The sequence below is a fragment of the Bradyrhizobium genomosp. III genome, assembly GCF_000261705.1.
Taxonomy (GTDB): Bacteria; Pseudomonadota; Alphaproteobacteria; order Rhizobiales; family Xanthobacteraceae; genus Bradyrhizobium; species Bradyrhizobium ottawaense.
This window is the reverse complement of the sequence record NZ_AJQF01000337.1, coordinates 23945-39947: the sequence shown is the minus strand read 5'-3', so window position 1 is coordinate 39947 and position 16003 is coordinate 23945. Positions and strand designations below refer to the sequence as shown.

The 16003-nt window shown below is 64.8% G+C and carries 16 protein-coding genes; 2 read left to right on the top strand and 14 right to left on the bottom strand.

Going from position 1 to position 16003, the window contains the following annotated elements; all coding sequences use genetic code 11:
• The 11 genes from IC66_RS0127410 to eno all read right to left on the bottom strand — a co-directional run.
• Window positions 1-444, bottom strand: a 444-nt coding sequence (locus IC66_RS0127410; protein WP_049806651.1) for a nucleoside deaminase, incomplete at its 3' end; no start/stop codon positions are given.
• Between the two features lie 2 nt (window positions 445-446).
• Window positions 447-749 (bottom strand): DUF5076 domain-containing protein, encoded by a 303-nt coding sequence (locus tag IC66_RS0127405; RefSeq protein WP_018320291.1) that lies wholly within the window; start codon window positions 747-749, stop codon window positions 447-449.
• Window positions 750-752: 3 nt separating this feature from the next.
• On the bottom strand, window positions 753-2141 hold the full coding sequence (locus IC66_RS0127400; protein WP_028141598.1) for a pyruvate dehydrogenase complex E1 component subunit beta: 1389 nt from the start codon (window positions 2139-2141) through the stop codon (window positions 753-755).
• Between the two features lie 29 nt (window positions 2142-2170).
• Window positions 2171-3193 (bottom strand): pyruvate dehydrogenase (acetyl-transferring) E1 component subunit alpha, encoded by a 1023-nt coding sequence (gene pdhA / locus IC66_RS0127395; RefSeq protein WP_028141597.1) that lies wholly within the window; start codon window positions 3191-3193, stop codon window positions 2171-2173.
• A 268-nt stretch (window positions 3194-3461) separates the two neighbouring features.
• Window positions 3462-4979 carry an aldehyde dehydrogenase gene (gene adh / locus IC66_RS0127390; protein WP_038949814.1) on the bottom strand — a complete coding sequence of 506 codons (1518 nt, stop codon included), beginning with the start codon at window positions 4977-4979 and terminating at the stop codon, window positions 3462-3464.
• Between the two features lie 344 nt (window positions 4980-5323).
• Window positions 5324-6283, bottom strand: coding sequence for a helix-turn-helix domain-containing protein (locus tag IC66_RS0127385; RefSeq protein ID WP_028141595.1), 960 nt, complete (start codon window positions 6281-6283; stop codon window positions 5324-5326).
• A gap of 215 nt (window positions 6284-6498) precedes the next feature.
• Complete coding sequence (locus tag IC66_RS0127380) at window positions 6499-6816, bottom strand: FtsB family cell division protein (protein ID WP_028141594.1); 318 nt, start codon at window positions 6814-6816, stop codon at window positions 6499-6501.
• A gap of 236 nt (window positions 6817-7052) precedes the next feature.
• Window positions 7053-7604 carry an NADPH-dependent FMN reductase gene (locus IC66_RS0127375; RefSeq protein WP_028141593.1) on the bottom strand — a complete coding sequence of 184 codons (552 nt, stop codon included), beginning with the start codon at window positions 7602-7604 and terminating at the stop codon, window positions 7053-7055.
• A gap of 296 nt (window positions 7605-7900) precedes the next feature.
• A complete protein-coding gene (locus tag IC66_RS0127370; protein ID WP_028141592.1) occupies window positions 7901-8899 on the bottom strand; it encodes an MBL fold metallo-hydrolase in 999 nt (332 codons plus the stop codon).
• A 106-nt stretch (window positions 8900-9005) separates the two neighbouring features.
• Entirely contained in the window at window positions 9006-10139 is a 1134-nt protein-coding gene (locus tag IC66_RS0127365; RefSeq protein ID WP_028141591.1) for a zinc-binding dehydrogenase, read from the bottom strand.
• A gap of 44 nt (window positions 10140-10183) precedes the next feature.
• Window positions 10184-11467: a phosphopyruvate hydratase gene (gene eno / locus IC66_RS0127360; RefSeq protein ID WP_038949813.1), complete on the bottom strand. Its 1284-nt coding sequence runs from the start codon at window positions 11465-11467 to the stop codon at window positions 10184-10186.
• A gap of 176 nt (window positions 11468-11643) precedes the next feature.
• Between eno and IC66_RS0127355 the strand changes: the two genes are divergently transcribed.
• Window positions 11644-12621, top strand: coding sequence for a Vgb family protein (locus IC66_RS0127355; protein ID WP_028141589.1), 978 nt, complete (start codon window positions 11644-11646; stop codon window positions 12619-12621).
• Between the two features lie 154 nt (window positions 12622-12775).
• Window positions 12776-13228 carry a preQ(1) synthase gene (gene queF, locus IC66_RS0127350; protein ID WP_038949812.1) on the top strand — a complete coding sequence of 151 codons (453 nt, stop codon included), beginning with the start codon at window positions 12776-12778 and terminating at the stop codon, window positions 13226-13228.
• 67 nt (window positions 13229-13295) lie between these two features.
• On the opposite strand, the gene IC66_RS0127345 is transcribed toward queF, so the two are convergent.
• The 3 genes from IC66_RS0127345 to kdsA all read right to left on the bottom strand — a co-directional run bounded on the left by IC66_RS0127345 (window position 13296) and on the right by kdsA (window position 15957).
• The gene (locus tag IC66_RS0127345; protein WP_244429176.1) at window positions 13296-13799 is read right to left on the bottom strand and encodes a GNAT family N-acetyltransferase; all 504 of its coding nucleotides are present in this window, start codon (window positions 13797-13799) and stop codon (window positions 13296-13298) included.
• Between the two features lie 101 nt (window positions 13800-13900).
• Window positions 13901-15109, bottom strand: a complete 1209-nt coding sequence (locus IC66_RS0127335) for an MFS transporter (RefSeq protein ID WP_038949810.1) — start codon at window positions 15107-15109, stop codon at window positions 13901-13903.
• On the bottom strand, window positions 15109-15957 hold the full coding sequence (gene kdsA / locus IC66_RS0127330; RefSeq protein WP_038949809.1) for a 3-deoxy-8-phosphooctulonate synthase: 849 nt from the start codon (window positions 15955-15957) through the stop codon (window positions 15109-15111). The genes IC66_RS0127335 and kdsA overlap by 1 nt, the downstream gene beginning before the upstream one ends.
• Window positions 15958-16003 lie beyond the last annotated feature (46 nt).

The window sequence follows — 16003 nt, the reverse complement described above, 5'->3', positions numbered from 1 at the left end:
GATGCCCCCCTGCCACAGGCGCTCATTGGCAGGGATGGAACGCCAATTCTTCATCATGGTGATCGAGCGGTCGTCGGCAAGATCGATCCAGGGGATGCCGAACTTGTCGAGGATGTCCTTGGATCCCTCGAAGGTGACGGATTCCCCGATCACCACGAGCTTGACCTTGAACAGCCCCAGCGCGCCGGCGCACATCGAGCATGGCGACAGCGTGGTGTACATGACGGTGTCGTGGAATGAGATCGCGCCGGCCTCGCGCAGGCAGCTCATCTCGCCGTGCAGGATCGGATTGTTTTCCTGCACGCGGTTGTTGTGGCCGCGGGCGATGATTTTGTTGTCGCGCGTCAGCACGGCGCCGATCGGCAGGCCGCCCTGTGCGATCGAGGCCTCCGCCTCGCGGATCGCCTCCAGCATGAAATCGAAATGATGAGCTTCGATCGCCACGGTCAGTGTCCCTTGCCGCGCGGCGTCGTGGTGCCGGTGTCGGTGGGACGCTCGATCTCAGCCTGGAACATCTCCAGGATCCGGTTCAGCGCGTCCTCTTCGGTATATTCGCTCTCGCGCGCATAGGCGCGCGCGGCGTGGCGGGCGAGATCGACGAGCAGCAGGCCCCACATGTCAGGCTCCTCGAAGGCGCGCTGGAACGCCATCGACAGCCCGCCGTCCAGCACGAACACGCGCAGGATCTCGACCGCGTCGTCGCGGGTCATGACGTCGGGCGGAAGTGGCTGCTCCTTCGGGCCCGCCATGGTCTACCTGTAGCAGACGGCTTTGGCGGCCTCGACGACTTCTGCCGCCGACGGCAGCGCGAGCTTCTCCAGGTTCGCGGCATAGGGCATCGGCACGTCCTTGCCGGAGACGCGCGTCACAGGCGCGTCCAGATAGTCGAAGGCGTTCTCCATGATGCGCGCGGCGATCTCGGCGCCGACGCCGCTCTGGGCCCAACCCTCTTCCACCGTGACGGCACGGCCAGTCTTCTTCACCGAGTTGATGATGGTCTCGGTGTCCATCGGACGCAGCGTGCGCAGGTCGATCACCTCGGCCTCGATGCCCTCTTTGGCAAGTTCATCGGCCGCCTTCAGCGCATAGGTCATGCCGTTCGACCAGGAGATGATCGAGACATGGCTACCTGAGCGCACGATGCGGGCCTTGCCGATCGGGATCACGAAATCGTCGAGCTTCGGCACCTCTCCGGTGTGGCCGTAGAGCACCTCGTTCTCGAGGAAGATCACCGGATTGGGATCGCGGATCGCAGCCTTCAGAAGACCCTTGTAATCGGCGGCCGAGAATGGCGCGACGACCTTCAGGCCCGGAACGTTCGAGTACCAGGCCGAATAATCCTGGCTGTGCTGGGCGGCGACGCGCGCAGCGGCGCCGTTGGGCCCGCGGAACACGATCGAGCAGCCCATCTGGCCGCCGGACATATAGAGCGTCTTGGCCGCGGAGTTGATGATCTGGTCGATCGCCTGCATGGCGAAGTTGAAGGTCATGAACTCGACGATGGGCTTGAGGCCCGTCATCGCGGCGCCGACGCCGACGCCGGCAAAGCCGTGCTCGGTGATCGGGGTGTCGATGACGCGCTTGGCGCCGAACTCCTGGAGCAGGCCCTGGGTGACCTTGTAGGCGCCCTGATATTCGGCGACCTCTTCGCCCATCACGAAGACGTCGGCGTCGCGGCGCATCTCTTCGGCCATGGCATCGCGCAAGGCTTCACGGATGGTCTGCGTGATCATCTCGGTGCCCGCGGGCACTTCCGGATCGGGCTCGGCGACGGCCTGCGGCGCAGGAGCGGCCTTGGGTGCGGGCGCCTCGGCCTTCGCCGCGGCGGCAGGCGGAGCGGACTCGGCAGCCTTCTGCGCGGCCGGTGCAGGCGCTTTGGCAAGATCGGCGGCGCTCTCGCCGTCGGCGAGAATGGTCGCGATCGGCGTGTTCACCGCGACGTCGGCGGTGCCCTCGGGGATCAGGATCTTGCCGAGCGTCCCCTCGTCGGTCGCTTCGACCTCCATGGTCGCCTTATCGGTCTCGATCTCGGCGATGACATCGCCGGACTTGATCGTCTCGCCCTCTTTCTTCAGCCATTTGGCGAGGTTGCCCTTCTCCATCGTGGGCGACAACGCGGGCATCAGCACTTGAATTGGCATATCGACTCCAAAAGAAAGCTTGCGCGCGTTCAGCGGTAAACGTCGGTCCAGAGCTCGGCGGCATCCGGCTCGGGATCATGTTGGGCGAAATCGGCGGACGCGTTGACGATGTCGCGCACCTCGGCGTCGATCGCCTTGAGATCGGCCTCGCTGACCTTGGCAGCCAGGAGGCGGTTACGCACCTGCTCGATCGGGTCCTGGTCGTGGCGGACCTTCTCGACCTCCTCGCGCGTGCGATATTTTGCAGGGTCGGACATCGAGTGGCCGCGATAGCGGTAGGTCTGCATCTCCAGGATGAAGGGACCCTTGCCGGCGCGGCACCAGGCGGCGGCTTCGTCGCCGGCGGCCTTGACGGCGCGGACGTCCATGCCGTCGACCTGCTTGCCGGGGATGTTGAAGGACGCACCGCGCTTGGAGAAATCCTGCTGGGCCGAGGCGCGCGAGACCGAGGTGCCCATGGCATAGCGGTTGTTCTCGATGACGTAGATCACCGGCAGCTTCCAGAGCTCCGCCATGTTGAAGCTCTCATAGACCTGGCCCTGGTTGGCCGCACCGTCGCCGAAATAGGTGACGCTGACATTGTCGTTGCCGCGGTAGTTATTGGCGAACGCCAGACCCGTGCCGAGCGATACCTGGGCGCCGACGATGCCGTGGCCGCCGTAAAAGTGCTTCTCCTTGCTGAACATGTGCATGGAGCCGCCCTTGCCCTTGGAATAGCCGCCGCGGCGGCCCGTGAGCTCGGCCATGACGCCGTTGGCATCCATCCCGGTGGCAAGCATGTGGCCGTGATCGCGGTAGCCGGTAATGACCTGATCGCCCTGCTTCAGGGCCATCTGCATGCCGACCACCACGGCCTCCTGGCCGATATAGAGGTGACAGAAGCCGCCGATCGCGCCCATGCCATAGAGCTGGCCGGCCTTTTCCTCGAACCGCCGGATCAGGAGCATGTCGCGGAGCGCCTTGAGCTCCTGCTCCCTCGTGAATTCCGGGGGCGAACCGCCGTCGGTCTTGTCCTGTGGAGTGCTTGCGGCGGCTTTCTTGGGTGCGGCCATGGGAATTCCGGGTCAGAGAAAACTTTCGTCCTCTCTAACCCAACTCAAACGCCCTTGGAAAGCACCGCAGCCGCATGACACGACTTTCATTATGCCGCAGTGCAACGTGGTCGAAATATTGGAAAATCTTTGGCGCTGATCGGGCAACAAATCTATGCGCGCCATGTGCGCCTGCGGATTCGTGACCGGATCAAGAATTATGGACCATGCCGATCCGGGCCTTCGGAGCGGACGGCGCCAGGATGGCGCCGCCCTCTCCGCACCTCGATCAGAAGAAGCCGAGCTTCTTCGGGCTGTAGCTGACCAGGAGATTCTTGGTCTGCTGATAATGATCGAGCATCATCTTGTGGGTCTCGCGACCGACGCCCGACTGCTTGTAGCCGCCGAAGGCCGCATGGGCGGGATAGGCGTGGTAGCAGTTGGTCCAGACCCGGCCGGCCTGGATCGCCCGGCCGAAGCGGTAGCAGCGGTTGGCATCGCGGCTCCAGACGCCGGCCCCGAGGCCGTAGAGCGTGTCGTTGGCGATCTCGAGCGCCTCGTCGTCGTTCTTGAAGGTCGTGACCGAGACCACCGGGCCGAAGATCTCCTCCTGGAAGATTCGCATCTTGTTGTGGCCCTCGAACACGGTCGGCTTGACATAGAAGCCGCCGGCGAGATCGCCGCCGAGCTCGGCACGTCCGCCGCCGGCGAGCACCTTGGCCCCCTCCTGCTTGCCGATGTCGATGTAGGACAGGATTTTTGCGAGCTGCTCGCCGGATGCCTGGGCGCCGATCATGGTGGCGGCATCGCGCGGGTCGCCCTGCTTGATCGCCGCGACGCGCTTCAGCGCCCGCTCCATGAAGCGGTCATAGATGTCCGCATGAACCAGCGCGCGGCTCGGACAGGTGCAGACCTCGCCCTGGTTCAGCGCGAACATGACGAAGCCTTCGATCGCCTTGTCGAAGTAATTGTCGTCCTCGGCGGTGACGTCGTTGAAGAAGATGTTCGGCGACTTGCCACCGAGCTCCAGCGTGACCGGAATGAGGTTCTGGCTGGCATATTGCATGATCAGCCGGCCCGTCGAGGTCTCGCCGGTGAACGCGATCTTGGCGATGCGCGGGCTCGAGGCCAGCGGCTTGCCGGCTTCCAGACCAAAGCCGTTGACGATGTTGAGGACGCCGGGCGGCAGCAGGTCGCCGATGATCTCGGCCCAGACCATGATCGAGGCCGGGGTCTGCTCGGCAGGCTTCAGCACGACGCAATTTCCGGCGGCGAGCGCGGGGGCAAGCTTCCAGCAGGCCATCAGCAGCGGGAAGTTCCAGGGGATGATCTGGCCGACCACGCCGAGCGGCTCGTGGAAATGATAGGCGATGGTGTCGTGGTCGATCTCGCCGATCGAGCCTTCCTGGGCGCGCACGACGCCGGCGAAGTAGCGGAAGTGATCGATGGCGAGCGGGATGTCGGCGGCGCGGGTCTCGCGGATCGGCTTGCCGTTGTCCCAGGTCTCGGCAATGGCGAGGCGCTCGAGATTTTCTTCCATGCGGTCGGCGATCCGGTTCAGGACCGCAGCGCGCTCGGCGACGCTGGTTCGGCCCCAGGCACCCTTGGCGGCATGCGCCGCGTCGAGGGCCGCCTCGACGTCCTGCGCGTCCGAGCGCGCGATCTTGCAGACGATCTGGCCGTTCACCGGCGAGGCATTGTCGAAATATTTGCCGGAGATCGGCGCGACGAACTTGCCGCCGATGAAGTTGTCATAGCGTTCGGCAAAGGGAACTTTGGTCACATTGAGGAATTCCACCTTGTTCATTGATCACTCCCGATGTTTGCTGTTTGCGCAATTCGTCGCGTGGTCGCGACTTGCGCGGACGATGTCGCGGGAGATGTTTTCTGTCAGCCCCGATGGGAGCGATGGCGGGGGGCACTTGTCGCAGTTCTGCTACACTGCTCGTGTCCCTGCTCATTCTCGTGTCCCGGACGCGCTGCAACGCTCTTCGCGTTGCTGCGCAGAGCCGGGACCCAGGCGGCACGGGAGAATGCTGAGACATGGGCCCCGGCTCTGCAGCGCACCACGTCGCAAGTGCGACGCGCTGCGCTGCGTCCGGGGCACGAGACCGGAATTTCGAGCGCACGGTTTCTGGGAAATAGCGCGGCCTAGTGGTTCAGCTCGAACCGCTTGAGCTTCCTGTGCAGCGTGGCGCGGCTGACGCCGAGGGCCTTGGCGGCCGCCGAGACATTGCCGCCGGCGCGGAGCAGCGCCCGCTGCACCACCGCGCGCTGGCCGCCGGCAAGATGATCGCGTGCGGGTTCGCCGCCGAGCAGATCGGCTGCGGGCACCGGCTGCAACGCCCGGCCGGGAGCGATTCCCAGCGCCGCCCGGGCGGAGCGGGTCGCGCCGATCACGAGATCGTCCGCATCGACCGCAATGAGGCCGCCGCATTGGCCGTCCGCAGCTTGCGTCAGCACGATGCGGGCATGGCTGAACGCCCTGCGGAACAGATCGGCTTCGATACGCTTGGCCGCCTCGCCCGTCGCAAGCGCGATCAGACTGGAAAACGCGTCGGTGCGGTCGGCGCGGCAGGAGGAGACGTCGAGCACGCCCGCCAGCGCCGCCTCATGGTCGTAGATCGGAACGGCGGTGCAGCTCAGAAGCGTGTTGCGGGTGAAGAAATGCTGGTCGCGGTCGATCGTCAGCGGACGCTGCTCGACGAGGCAGGTGCCGATGCCGTTGGTGCCCTCGTGCTCCTCGCTCCAGAGCGCACCGGTCCACAGGCCCCAGGATTGAAACGTCGCGTCATCCGCCGCCGTGCCGCGACGATCGACCGGCACGCCCTCGCCGTCGGCGAGCAGCACGCAGCACCCGCTCGCGCCGACCGCCTGATAGAGCCGGTCCATCGCGCCTTGCGCCGCGGCCAGCAGCGGCGCGATGCGCTCGCGCGCCTCGTGCAGCTCGGCTTCGGTCAGCCGTATCGGCGAGGTGCGGCCGCCGGGATCGAGATGATGCAATCTGGACGAACGGCGCCACGAGGCCACGAGCGCGGATCGTGCCGCCTGGCCTGACGCGATGGCGGCCTCGACGCGAGCCGCGTGATGCCGGGGCATTGACCCATTCATCACTGTTTCCTCCGGATGACAGACTAGATCGTGCCGGCGCCACCCGTTTGATCTGCGTCAACTTCGGCGAGCGCCGCAGAAGCCATGACCCCGCCGCGGCACTGCCGTCAAGGCGGTCGCCCGGTTCCGGACTTACGACCTTCGCAGGAGGAAGGCACTGTGGTCGGATCTTGGCGGCGGCTTTCGCTGTCGGTTTCGAAAGCTTGCGGAAAACGCTACTTCGCCGGGATCATCCGAACGAGATCGCGCGGATTGACGTAGTCGAGCTGGAAGCGCGCCCGCTCGTCCAGCATGTCGGGGTCGATCCGCTCGGACCGCAGCAGCGACACCCGCTGCTCGCTCCTGGCGCGCTCACGCTTGAGCTGGGCCAGTTCGCTGGTCAGCGCGATGATCTCCTGGTCGAGCTCCTGGCGGGCGTTGAGGCCGTATTTGCCGGTATAGGCGTTGACGCCGAAATAGCCGACGATGGCGGCCGCCATCGCGTAGAGGGCAAGACCGGTCAGGATCGATTTCAGGCGCGCGCGGGAGACCATCTTGGGAAGATGAGACAGGTTGGTTAAGGGAGTGCTAATTGCCCCTGCCCGTCGTCATGCCCGGGCTTGTCCCGCCTGCGCGGCCGAAGCCGCTTCGGCGCGGCGAAGGCCCGGGCATCCACGTTCTTCGTCGCTCGGGGCCAAGACGTGGATGGCCGGGACATCCAGCGCGAAGACGCGCTTCGCGCTTTTGCCCGGCCATAACGGAGAGTTGGGCAAGCTTCGGCGGAAAAGCCTCAGCCGTGGTGCTTGGCGACGTGCGCGGCGAAGGCGTCGATATAGGCCTGGAGCACGGGCTTCAGCGAGTCCTTGGTGAGGTTGCCTTCGGCGTCGAAGGCGTCGCCGACCGCATTCAGATAGATCTCCGGCTGCTGCATGATCGGGCCCGCAATGCCCGGCAGGATGTTCTGAAGCGTCTTTGCGGCGCTGACGCCGCCGAGCGGACCCGGCGAGTTCGAGACGATGCCGACCGGCTTGCCGTTGAACGAGCTCTTGCCGTAGGGCCGCGAGGCGACGTCGATGGCGTTCTTCAGGACGCCGGGGATCGCGCGGTTGTATTCCGGCGTGACGAAAATGACGCCGTCCGACTTCTGAAGCTTGTCGCGGAAGGCCAGCCAGTCCGCGGGCGGCGCGCCCTCGAGGTCCTGGTTGAAGAACGAGATGCCCGCCGGCGTGACGACCTCGAGCTTGAGCGTATCCGGCGCAAGCTTGGCCAGCGCATTGGCGATCTTCAGCGAAAAGCTGTCCTTGCGCAGGCTGCCGGCGATCGTGACGATGTTGTAGGCCATGGATTGTCCTTGAGGGCTTGAGCTGGAGTGCCGCGACGGCACTTAAGCGATCTCGTGTGGTGGATGCAAGTGCATGAACCCGCCCGATTTGGAAACGCTGTGTTTCGCGAAAGCAGACGTTTGGGCCGTCGCCGGGATGGAGCGCCGGCGTAACCCAGGGCCCTACCCCAAGCTACGCCGGTCCCGGATGATGCTGCGCTCCATCAGGGCTACAATTCAGTGCTCGTGGATGCGATCCAAAACAATCGGGCCGCCAAGTGGCGGCCCGAACGTACGCGCAAAGCTGCAGGTCCCGATCAGATCGTCGGATTCCACGCCGACGGGATCAGGCGATATTTGGCGCCGTCCTTCTCGACATGGCCGACCGCCGGGAACGTGAAGTGGAAGCCGATGACGGTCGCCTTCTCCGCCGCCGCCATGTCGTAGAATTTGTGGCGGGTCTCCTGCGCCAGCGCGGCATCGTTGTCGAACATCACGTGCCAGTCGGGATTGCGCAGGAAGAATTCCGGGATGTTGGTGACGTCGGACTGGATCAGCACCTTGGCATCGCCGGACGCGACAGCGAACGAGGTGTGGCCCGGCGTGTGGCCCGGGGTTGCGATCGAGGTGATACCCGGCGCGACCTCCTTGCCCCACTCGTATTTGGTCACCTTGGATTCGAGGCCGGCGAAGGTCTTCTTCACGTTGGCGAAGTAATTCTTCATCATCGGATTGGACTCGGCCTTGGCGGCGTTGCCCTCGCTGGTCCAGAACTCCCAGTCCTTGCCCGGCACCATGATCTCCGCATTGGGGAATGCGAGCGCGCCGTCGGCGAGACGAATGCCATTGGTGTGATCGGGGTGCAGATGTGAGAGCAGCACCACGTCAATGTTCTTCGCCTCGACGCCGGCAGCCTGGAGATTTTGCAGGGTGCGGCCGACGGCGCCCTTGCTGGCTTCGAAATTCGCAATGCCGTTGCCGGTGTCGATCAAGACGAGCTTGGAGCCGGTGTTGATGAGCTGCGGGTTGAACGGCACCGTGACCATGCCCTTCGGCATGTAGGCCGCCTCGCCGGCGGCCAGCGCCTCGTCCTTCTGCAGGTTGGCGACGAACTTGTCCGGCATCGGGAAGGTGCGCGCACCGTCATTGATCGACGTGCACTCGAAAGCGCCGACCTTGTAGCGATAGAAGCCCGGCGCCTGCGTCCCGGCCTGCGGCACCGCGGCATTGACGGCGGCCGGTCGGAGGCCGGTTATTGCGGCCGCGCCGACGGCAGCGGCGCCAGCGAGCAAATGACGACGATTGAGATCGGTCATGGAGTCCCCTTCTGAGCCTTGCGGTTTTCCGCATTCAATGGCGGCGGAATAATCCCCCGCTTCGCTCAGAAGGCAAGATTCGATGACCTGCCGTCGCAGATCACGATTATTTATTTGGGTTGATGAGGAATTTTTCGCCAGTGGCACGTTTGGCGTACACGGCGATGTTGGCGGGATCAAGCACCTCGGTCAGCGACACCACCTTGGTGTAGTGACTGGCGAAGGTGGTCTTGAGCTCGGACGCGACGCGCTGGCGCAGGCGGCCGATCTCGGCCGGGCCGATGTTCTGGAGGAACGGCGTCAGCAGCCAGCCACCGACGCCCCAGGTCAGTCCGAACGACCGGCTCAATTCGGTCGGACGGTTGTCCAGGCTGCCGTAAATGTAGATCTGCTTGTACACGTTGGAGCCGTAGCGGCTGTATTCCTTCGCAGTCTTGTTGGCGGCAACTTCCATGGCGGTCAGAATCTGGCTGGCCAGCTTGCCGCCGCCGATGGCGTCGAAGGCGATCGTGGCGCCGGTCTCGACCAGCGCATTGGTGAGATCGTCTGTGAAGCTCGGCGCGCTGGAATCCACGACGTGCTTGGCGCCGATCTTGTGCAGGATATCGGCCTGCTCCTTGCTCCGGACGATGTTGACGAGGCCGATGCCGTCCTTGATGCAGATCTTGTTGAGCATCTGGCCGAGATTGGACGCAGCTGCCGTGTGCACGAGCGCCTTGTGGCCCTCCCGCCGCATCGTCTCGGTCATGCCGAGCGCGGTCAGCGGATTGACGAACCAGGACGCGCCGTCGGCGGCCGTGGTGCCCGCCGGCAGCTCCATGACGTCGCGGACCTTCAGCACGCGGTACTGCGTGTACATCGCGCCGCCGATCATCGACACCGTCTTGCCGATCAGCGCCTTCGCGGCGTCCGACGATCCGGCCGCGATCACCGTGCCGGCGCCCTCGTTGCCGACCGGCAGCGACTGATCGAGCCGGGCTCCCATCATCCGCATCGCAGCCTCCGGCATTGTCGCGGTGATGACCGGCATCTCCTTCGTGCCGGAGGCCTTGGCGGCGGACATGTCGGCGGGCCCGATCAGGAGGCCGAGATCGGACGGGTTGATCGGCGTGGCCTCGACGCGAACCACGACCTCATCGTCGGCCGGCTCCGGCGTCGGGACATTCACGAGCGACAATTCCAGCTCGCCACTCTTCTTCAGCAGCGAACGCAGTTGCAGTCCGGTCTTGCCGTCGCTCATGTCGATCCTCCCCTGTCCGTCTTTTCTCGAGTCGAAGCGCTGGCTTATGCCAGCGCCTTCAGTGCCGCCTTGCCGCCGTACAGCGCCTGCTTGCCGAGCTGCTGCTCGATGCGCAGGAGCTGATTGTATTTGGCGGTGCGGTCGGAACGTGCAAGGGAGCCGGTCTTGATCTGACCGCAATTGGTGGCGACCGCGAGGTCGGCGATGGTGGAATCCTCGGTTTCGCCGGAGCGGTGCGACATCACCGAGGTGTAGCCGGCCTTGTGGGCCATCTCGACGGCGGCAAGCGTCTCGGTCAGGGTGCCGATCTGGTTGACCTTGATCAGGATCGAGTTGGCGCGGCCGGTCTTGATGCCGTCGGCGAGGCGCTTGACGTTGGTGACGAAGAGGTCGTCGCCGACGAGCTGGCACTTTTTGCCGATGAGATCGGTGAGCTCCTTCCAGCCGTCCATGTCGTCTTCCGACATGCCGTCCTCGATGGTCACGATGGGATAACGGCCGACAAGGTCCGCAAGGTACTTGGCCTGCTCCGAGATCGAGCGGGTCTTGCCCTCGCCTTCATAGACGTACTTGCCCCCCTTGAAGAACTCGGTCGAGGCGCAGTCGAGCCCGAGCACGATGTCGCTGCCCGCCTTGAATCCGGCCTTACCGATCGCGTTCATCACGAATTCCAGCGCGGCGTCGGCCGACGGCAGGTTCGGGGCGAAGCCGCCCTCGTCGCCGACATTGGTGTTGTGGCCGGCCTTCTTCAGCTCCGACTTCAGGGTGTGGAAGACTTCAGCGCCATAGCGCAGGCCTTCAGCGAAGGAGGACGCGCCGACCGGCAGGATCATGAACTCCTGGAAGTCGATCGGGTTGTCGGCGTGCACGCCGCCATTGATGATGTTCATCATCGGCACCGGCAACAAGCGCGCCGAGGTGCCGCCGACATACCGATAGAGCGGCATGTCGAGCGAATTCGCGGCCGCCTTGGCGCAGGCGAGCGAGACGCCAAGGATGGCGTTGGCCCCGAGCCGGCTCTTGTTCGGCGTGCCGTCAAGGTCGATCATGATCTGGTCGATCTGGGCCTGCTGCTCGGCATCGAGACCACTGAGGGCCTCGAAGATCTCGCCGTTGACGGCACCGACCGCCTTGGAGACGCCCTTGCCGAGATAGCGAGCCTTGTCGCCGTCGCGCAGCTCCACCGCCTCATGGGCACCGGTGGAGGCGCCCGACGGCACCGCGGCCCGGCCGAGCGCGCCATCCTCCAGAACGACATCGACCTCGACGGTGGGATTGCCCCGGCTATCGAGGATTTCGCGGCCGATGATGTCAATGATGGCGGTCATGATGTGCACTTCCGTTCGTTGGAGCTGATCGGTTCGCCGCGGGTCTTACACGGGCCGCAAGCAAATGTGAACGCTTGAGGGTGGCACTTCGACTGACGCGTGAAGTCGCCAGGATTAAGGTCGCGGGCATCGGGTCTGTGCGTGCATCCTCAATCCCAAGCAGTCGGGGTAACGCCATGAATCGCCGCCAGTTTCTTGCTTCCAGCACCGCCCTGTTCGTGGTTCGCCCAAGTTTTGCCCAAGAGGGCCCGTTCCGGACAAAATACTTCCCGATCAGTGCCGGTATCGGCCTGCACGATCTCACGCCCGCCCCTGACGGTTCGGTCTGGTTCACGGCGCAGGGCAAGGGCTTGCTCGGCAGGCTCGATCCCCGGGATGGCAGTTTCAAGACCGTCGGCCTCGGTCAGGGCGCCGCTCCGCATGGCGTGACCATCGGCCCCGATGGCGCGCCCTGGATCACCGAGGGCGGCCAGAACGCGATCGCACGGGTCGATCCCGGCGATCTCAAGGTCACGCTGTTCCGCCTGCCGGAAAAGTTCGCCTCGGCCAATCTCAACACCGGCGTGTTCGACAAGGAAGGCACTTACTGGTTCACCGGCCAGTCCGGCTATTACGGTCGGCTCGCGCCGAAGTCCGGCGACATGAATGTGTTCAGGGCGCCCAAGGGCGTCGGCCCCTATGGCATCACCGTGACGCCCAAGGGCGAGGTCTGGTACGCCTCGCTTGCCGGCAGCTATATCGCCAGGATCGATCTGGCGACCGGCCATGCCAGCGTTGTCGAGCCGCCAACGCCAAGCCAGGGATCGCGGCGCGTCTGGTCGGATTCGAAGAGCCGGATCTGGGTCAGCGAATGGAACAGCGGCCATGTCTCGGTGCACGATCCCGCTGATGGGTCGTGGAAGAGCTGGAAGCTGCCGGGCGAGCGTCCCCGCGCCTACGCTGTCTTCGTCGACGACAAGGACAAGGTCTGGCTGACCGACTTCTCCGCCAACGCGATTGTCCGCTTCGATCCCGCCACCGAGCGGTTCAACGTGTTCGCGAGCGACAAGGCCAACGCCAATGTGCGCCAGCTCGACGGCCGACCGGGCGAACTCTGGGGCTGCGAGTCCGGCAACGATCGCATCGTGCTGATCCAGACGATTGCCGCCGGTTGACGGCAGCGGCATTTGCGTCCATCCCGGCATCCTCTGGAGCGCGATCTTGTCGCGCTCCGATTTCTGTTGAGCATGATCTTTCGGAAAACCGGTGCCCACTTTGCGCTAACGCGGCCCTTCGGGTCCGGATCATGCTCCAAAGGATGTGACGACGATGGCGAAGAAATCCCTCCAGCTCGGCCGCGCGGTCGAATGGCCGCACACACCGGAAGATGCCCAGCTCGACCGCGTGCCCAATCCGCAAAAGGGCACCGACTATCTGGTGCGCTTCACCGTGCCGGAATTCACCTCGCTCTGCCCGGTCACGGGCCAGCCGGATTTCGCGCATCTGATGATCGACTACGCGCCGGGTGCGTGGCTGCTGGAATCGAAATCGCTCAAACTCTACATCGCGAGCTTCCGCAATCACGGCGCATTCCACGAGGACTGCACCGTGATGATCGGCAAGCGCATTGCGAGCGAGATCAAGCCGAAATGGCTGCGGATCGGCGGCTACTGGTATCCGCGCGGCGGCATCCCGATCGACGTGTTCTGGCAGACCGGCCGCGTGCCCAAGGGCCTGTGGGTGCCCGAGCAAGGCGTTGCGCCGTATCGCGGGCGGGGTTAGCGGCCAACCGGTCGTTTTTTCCGCGGCTTTGGAACGCGACAAAGCCGCGCTGGCAACCATGCTCGTCCTACAAACTGGCGGCGAGATAGCGCACGGTCTTCGCGCCGTTTTCGATGGTTGCCCTTCCAACCTCGACAAAGCCGAGGGCTGCATGGAATCTGTCGGAGACAGGGTTGGGCGGATCGAGGTTCACCTCGCAAACGACGCGGATATGGCCGAGCTCCCCCGCGCGCTCCAGCAGATGGGCGTAGAGCAAGCGTCCGATACCGTGGCGCCGGTACGCCTCGGCAACGATAACCCGGTCGACATAGAGAAATCTGTCGAACCGACCGCGAAACCAAAGAAAGTGTCCGCCGTCGTAGTCGTCGGATTGTTCGAACGCCAGCAGAAGCGCTGCGCCGGGTTGAACGAACAGCGCCAGCCGCGCCGATCCGATCAATCGGTCGAACCGCTCCGGCGTGAGCAACGAAGTCTCGCGCGCGCTCGCATTGTTCAGGTGGAGCAGCGCGTCCCTTTTCGGCTCGCGGTGAAGGTCTTCGATCTCAAATTGCGTTGACATGGCGCAGGACACACAGGTGATGATCTGGACAATAGACCAGGCGCCTCTCGCCCGACAGCCCATCGCGGCAGGGGCGACAGATGGCTGACGGGGTTAGTCCCACACCACAGCTCTCAAACGCGCGCATCCGCCGGCGCACGCTGCTTGAGCAGCCGGGCGCAGACGAAGCCCAGCACGACCATGATCGCGGCGCTCGCGAACAGGGTCGGCATCTTGCCGGCATGCTGGAGCCCAAAGCCATAGGCGAGCGGTCCCACCGTCTGCCCCATGAAGAAAAAGAACGAATGCAGCGACAGCGCGGTGGCGCGAGCCTCGACCGAGAGCTCGCTGGCGAAGACCTGGAGACAACCATGGGCGATGTAGAAGCCCCAGCCCATGACGATGAGATTGAGCGCCTGGACCTCCCAGCGCGGCCCGAAGGCCACGGCGACGAGTTGTGAGGCGACCAGCGTCATGCCCGCGATCATCATGCCCTTCATGCCCAGCCAGGGCAGCAGGCGCGACACCGTCAGCGTGTAGAACAAACCGCCGACCGCAAAGCCCGCGATGACGATGCCGGCGATCGACAGCGACGTCTGCCCGAGCTCGAACAGGAACGAGGCGATATAGGGAAACAGGCCGAGCACGCAGCAGCCTTCGACGAACACCGCCGAATAGCAGACATAGGCATTGGGGTTGGTGAAGATGGTGCGATAACCGGCCTTCAGCGCCGACAGGCTGGTCTTCGGCGGATGCTTGACCTTGGCGCCGTGAAAGCCGGCGGCGACCGCGATCGACGCCACGATCACGAGCCCGCCGAGCACCGCAAGCACGCCGCGCCAGCCGAGAAAATCGCCGATCAGGCCGGAAGCCGAGGCGCCGAGCAGATTGCCGGTCATGGCGCCGGCAAGCGTGCGGCTGATCGCGACCTGGCGTTTCTCGGGCCCGACGAGATCGCTGGTCAGGCTCAGCGCCACCGGAAACACGCCGCCGGAACCGATGCCGGCGAGGATGCGGGTCGCAAACAGAACCGAGAACGAGGACGAGAGCGCGCCGAGGATGTTGGCAAGGCCGAGCAGCGCGAGGCAGCCGATCATTAGCCGCGTCTTGCCGAACAGATCGGCGGCAGCGCCGACAATGGGTTGGATGATCGAGAAGGTGAAGGCGAACACCGCGGCAAAGCCTGCGGCGGTGGCAATGCTGACGCCAAAATCCTCGGCGACGTGCGGCAACACCGGGTCGAGTGCGCGTGCCGAAAGCGCCGCGGCGAAGCTAGCTCCTGATATGACGTAGAGCGCTGTCGGCAGGCCGTGATCGTGCGACCGCGCCTCGCCTTGCTGCATCAGCGCGGGTTCTTTGCCAGCGCGTCGAACGCCTTCAGCCTGGCGATCAGCCCCTCGAACTCGCGCAGCGGCACCATGTTGGGCCCATCGGACGGCGCGCGATCGGGATCGGGATGGGTCTCGATGAAGACACCGGCGACCCCGCCCGCCACGGCGGCGCGTGCGAGCACCGGCACGAATTCGCGCTCGCCGCCCGACGAGGTCCCCTTCCCGCCCGGCTGCTGCACCGAATGAGTGGCGTCGAAGATCACGGGCGCACCGGTGGTCCGCGCCATGATCGGCAGCGCACGCATGTCGGAGACCAGCGTGTTGTAGCCGAAGGACGCCCCGCGCTCGGTGACGAGCACGTTGGGATTATCAGCGCTGGTAATCTTCGTGACGACATTGGCCATGTCCCAGGGCGCCAGGAACTGCCCCTTCTTGACGTTGACGACCTTGCCGGTTGCGGCGGCAGCCAGCAGCAGATCGGTCTGCCGGCACAGGAAGGCGGGGATCTGCAGGATGTCCACGGCCTGCGCCACCTCGGCGCATTGCGCGGCATCGTGCACGTCGGTCAGGACAGGCAGGCCGAGCGAGGAGCGGATTTCGGCGAAGATCGGCAGCGACTGCGCGAGGCCCAGCCCGCGCGCCGCCGACGCGCTGGTGCGGTTGGCCTTGTCGAACGAGGTCTTGTAGACGAGGCCGATGTTCAGCCGTGCCGCGATCTCCTTGAGCGCGGAGGCGACCTCCAGCGCATGCTGGCGGCTTTCGAGCTGGCAGGGTCCTGCAATGATCGAGATCGGCAGATCATTGCCGAACTTGACCGTGCCAATGGTGACGACCGGCGCCGCTGAATGCGAAGAGCTCAAGGCAAATCCCTCGTTTCGGCGTGACCATAGCCGCCATGAGGGTCGG

Coding starts and splice junctions, on each gene's coding strand:
- IC66_RS0127405 (WP_018320291.1), bottom strand. CDS start 749: ATGGCGGGCCCGAAGGAGCAGCCACTTCCGCCCGACGTCATGACCCGC.
- IC66_RS0127400 (WP_028141598.1), bottom strand. CDS start 2,141: ATGCCAATTCAAGTGCTGATGCCCGCGTTGTCGCCCACGATGGAGAAG.
- pdhA (WP_028141597.1), bottom strand. CDS start 3,193: ATGGCCGCACCCAAGAAAGCCGCCGCAAGCACTCCACAGGACAAGACC.
- adh (WP_038949814.1), bottom strand. CDS start 4,979: ATGAACAAGGTGGAATTCCTCAATGTGACCAAAGTTCCCTTTGCCGAA.
- IC66_RS0127385 (WP_028141595.1), bottom strand. CDS start 6,283: ATGAATGGGTCAATGCCCCGGCATCACGCGGCTCGCGTCGAGGCCGCC.
- IC66_RS0127380 (WP_028141594.1), bottom strand. CDS start 6,816: ATGGTCTCCCGCGCGCGCCTGAAATCGATCCTGACCGGTCTTGCCCTC.
- IC66_RS0127375 (WP_028141593.1), bottom strand. CDS start 7,604: ATGGCCTACAACATCGTCACGATCGCCGGCAGCCTGCGCAAGGACAGC.
- IC66_RS0127370 (WP_028141592.1), bottom strand. CDS start 8,899: ATGACCGATCTCAATCGTCGTCATTTGCTCGCTGGCGCCGCTGCCGTC.
- IC66_RS0127365 (WP_028141591.1), bottom strand. CDS start 10,139: ATGAGCGACGGCAAGACCGGACTGCAACTGCGTTCGCTGCTGAAGAAG.
- eno (WP_038949813.1), bottom strand. CDS start 11,467: ATGACCGCCATCATTGACATCATCGGCCGCGAAATCCTCGATAGCCGG.
- IC66_RS0127355 (WP_028141589.1), top strand. CDS start 11,644: ATGAATCGCCGCCAGTTTCTTGCTTCCAGCACCGCCCTGTTCGTGGTT.
- queF (WP_038949812.1), top strand. CDS start 12,776: ATGGCGAAGAAATCCCTCCAGCTCGGCCGCGCGGTCGAATGGCCGCAC.
- IC66_RS0127335 (WP_038949810.1), bottom strand. CDS start 15,109: ATGCAGCAAGGCGAGGCGCGGTCGCACGATCACGGCCTGCCGACAGCG.